The following is a 2,696-nucleotide window of genomic DNA, read 5'->3' as shown; positions in this document are numbered from 1 at the left end:
CCGCGTACCGGCCCTGTTCCGGCAGGCCGAGGGCCTCGGCCGTCTCGGCGACGTCGGCGATCCGGCTCGTCCCGTCGAGCAGGGCCGCGGTCAGCAGACGCACCCGGTGCTCCTGCCGCCACGCGTGCTGCCGTTCGACCTTGCGGTAGACGTCCGCCACCAGGGTGCAGTGCTCGTCGACGAAGTTCCACACGTCGGCCGCCACATGGACGAGCAGGCGGACGTCCTCGGGGGCGGTCCGGGAGGTCTCCTCGACCAGCGCCTGCCAGATCAGGGAGCCGCCGAGCCGGAAGGCGTGCAGGAGCGCGTCCAGCGGCAGCCCCTCCTCGGCGCGCGCGGCACCGATCCGCCACGAGCAGCGCAGCGCCGCCTCCCGGGCGCCGCGCGGGTCGAGCAGGGAACCGACACTGTGCCGCAGCGACCGGTGCGCCTCCTGCCACGTGCCCACCGGGTCGTTCTCCAGGGTGCTCCGGTAGGCGGGTTCGCGTTCCCGCAGCGCTGCCACGAGCCGGTCGGTCAGCTCGGGGAGGTTGTTCAGCAGCACCCGGGCCGACCGGTGCAGGACGCGCAGGGCGTCGGCGTCGATCAGCGAACGGGCCTTCGGGGCACGCGACAGCGCGCGGGACGACGGCCCGTGGCCGAGCCCGGATCGGGACCGTACTGCCTGATGCATCGCGTTCTCCCGGGGCGTCGGCTCCGTGGCGGTGCGCGCACCGCGGCCCCCGTGCGGCCGTCCGCCGGCCGTGGATCCCGCGCTGATCCGCACCTGTCTCGTCCTGCCCCGTAGAATGACATACCGTCCAGTCGGTCCCTAGGGTTCTGCGTGTTCTTTTCCGCCGGCCCGGTCCTTCCCGCGCATGACGCTCCGTCAGGGGCGGGTGTGGTGCCCCGTCGTGCCGCGGCCCGCCCGCGTGCTTCGCGGATCGGGGGGCAACCGGGAACCACGGCGGGAGGAGATGTCATGTATCTGGCACGTGGGAGCGGCGGGGACGCCGACGGCTGGTTCTGGGCCCTGGGAGCCCTCGCCCTGTACGCGCTGATCAGCTACGGGCTGGCGTACCGGGCCCGTACCCGGCGCGGGTCGAGGCGTCCTGCCCACGACGCCCTGCACGACCTCAAGGACCGCGAGGAGCCGCAGGCGCCCGGACAGCGTCTCGTGAGCCGCGTGATCATGCTGGCCGGTGGCGGCGCGACCGTCCTGGTCGCCCTGGCCACGTCGGGCGCGCTGCGGGCGGTGGCGGTCGCGGGCACCGCTGTCGCGGCGGTCACGCTGTGGGCGTACTACGACCACCGCACCGAGGCACCGGCGGGCCGGCGGTGACGACTTGAGGGTCCGGCGGGGCGGTCCGGGGCGCGTCCGTCCCCGGGCCGGTCCCCCTCGTGGGCTCGGGGGCCGGAGACGGGAGGTCCCCGTGGGTTCAGGGGCCGGAGCCGGGATCCGGCTGGACCGCCTCGGTGATGCCGGCCCGGGCGGCCTCCAGCTGGGCGGCGAACGCCACACCGAGGAAGAGCGCGACACCGGTGAGGTTGGCCCACAGGAGCAGCGCGACGAACGCAGTCAGCGGGCCGTAGACGGCGCCGAACGACCCGCTCTCGGCGACGTAGAGCGCCAGCAGCCAGGTGGCCGCGACCCAGAGCACCAGATGGACGGCCGAACCGAAGGCGAGCCAGGTGTAGCCCGGCTGGACCCTGCGCGGGGCCCAGCGGAAGATCACCGCGGAGGCGACCCACGCCAGTGCCACACCCAGCGGCACCTGCAGCGGCCGCCACCGGTCCAGGCCGCCCCGGGACCAGCCGAGGGCCTGGACCACCGAGTCCCCCACCGCGTCACCGGCGACGAGGACGAGGAACCCCAGCACCATGGGCATGCCCGCGGCGAGGGCGAGGAACAGGGAGCGGGCGTACTTGCTCAGGAACGGGCGGTCGCGCTCGATGCCGTAGATACGGTTGGCGCCCCGCTCGATCTGGCTCATCGCCGAGGCCAGGTTGAGCACGGCGAAGCCCAGGCCGAACCACATCGCCAGGGCGCCCCAGACGCCGGAGCCGGCACTGCGCGCGGTCTTGCCCAGGGCGTCCTCGACCAGATCGGCGCTGGCGCCGGGCACGATCCGGGCGAGGGTGAGCTCGATGATCCGTCCGAGGCTCTCCGTGTGGACGGTCGTGGCCACCCCCACCAGCGCGATGGTGAAGGGGACCATGCCCACGACCACCTGGAAGGCCAGGGAGCGGGCGTTGGTGAAACCGTCGGCGTAGCGGAAGCGGGTGAACGCGTCCACCAGCAGACGACGGCCGCCGTAGTGCCGCAGCGCGGTGAGCGCCTCGTCACCGGAGAGTTCCTCCCCGATCATGTCCCGTGTCTGCGGGACGTGCACGGCGGTACCCATCGCGTATGTCTCCTCGTGTCGTTCGTCCGGCCGCCCGGCCGCGCACTGCCGACCGGCTCCCCCACCGTCTTGCCGGTCGTGGGGAAATCAGCCGTCGCGGGCGGGAGATGATCGCACATGCGTCCGGTCGCGGGCCGGGCCGGCTTCCGGTGCGTTCCGCCATCATGGGGCCGGGCCCGCCCGGATCACGGGTACGACCCGGCACCCGCGGACCGGTGGGTGGGCCGGCTCCCCCGGCACGACCGGCACGCCGGACGGCTCCCCCTGCACGGACGACCGGTGCGGCGCGACGGGCACGGCCCTGACGGGCAC

At 74.2% G+C, this 2,696-nt stretch carries 2 protein-coding genes and 1 pseudogene; 1 reads left to right on the top strand and 2 read right to left on the bottom strand.

Going from position 1 to position 2,696, the window contains the following annotated elements; genetic code table 11:
- Positions 1–673, bottom strand: a pseudogene (locus HO151_RS03290) (PucR family transcriptional regulator); the annotation flags it as partial.
- A gap of 288 nt (positions 674–961) precedes the next feature.
- Between HO151_RS03290 and HO151_RS03285 the strand changes: the two are divergent.
- Complete coding sequence (locus HO151_RS03285; RefSeq protein ID WP_173894611.1) at positions 962–1,321, top strand: hypothetical protein; 360 nt, start codon at positions 962–964, stop codon at positions 1,319–1,321.
- A 97-nt stretch (positions 1,322–1,418) separates the two neighbouring features.
- Here the strand turns inward: HO151_RS03285 and HO151_RS03280 are convergent, their stop codons facing one another.
- Complete coding sequence (locus tag HO151_RS03280) at positions 1,419–2,384, bottom strand: YihY/virulence factor BrkB family protein (protein WP_173894610.1); 966 nt, start codon at positions 2,382–2,384, stop codon at positions 1,419–1,421.
- Positions 2,385–2,696: the final 312 nt, after the last annotated feature.

Source organism: Streptomyces sp. 8P21H-1 (assembly GCF_013302945.1).
This window is presented reverse-complemented; position numbering and strand designations above follow the sequence as displayed.

Coding starts and splice junctions, on each gene's coding strand:
- HO151_RS03285 (WP_173894611.1), top strand. CDS start 962: ATGTATCTGGCACGTGGGAGCGGCGGGGACGCCGACGGCTGGTTCTGG.
- HO151_RS03280 (WP_173894610.1), bottom strand. CDS start 2,384: ATGGGTACCGCCGTGCACGTCCCGCAGACACGGGACATGATCGGGGAG.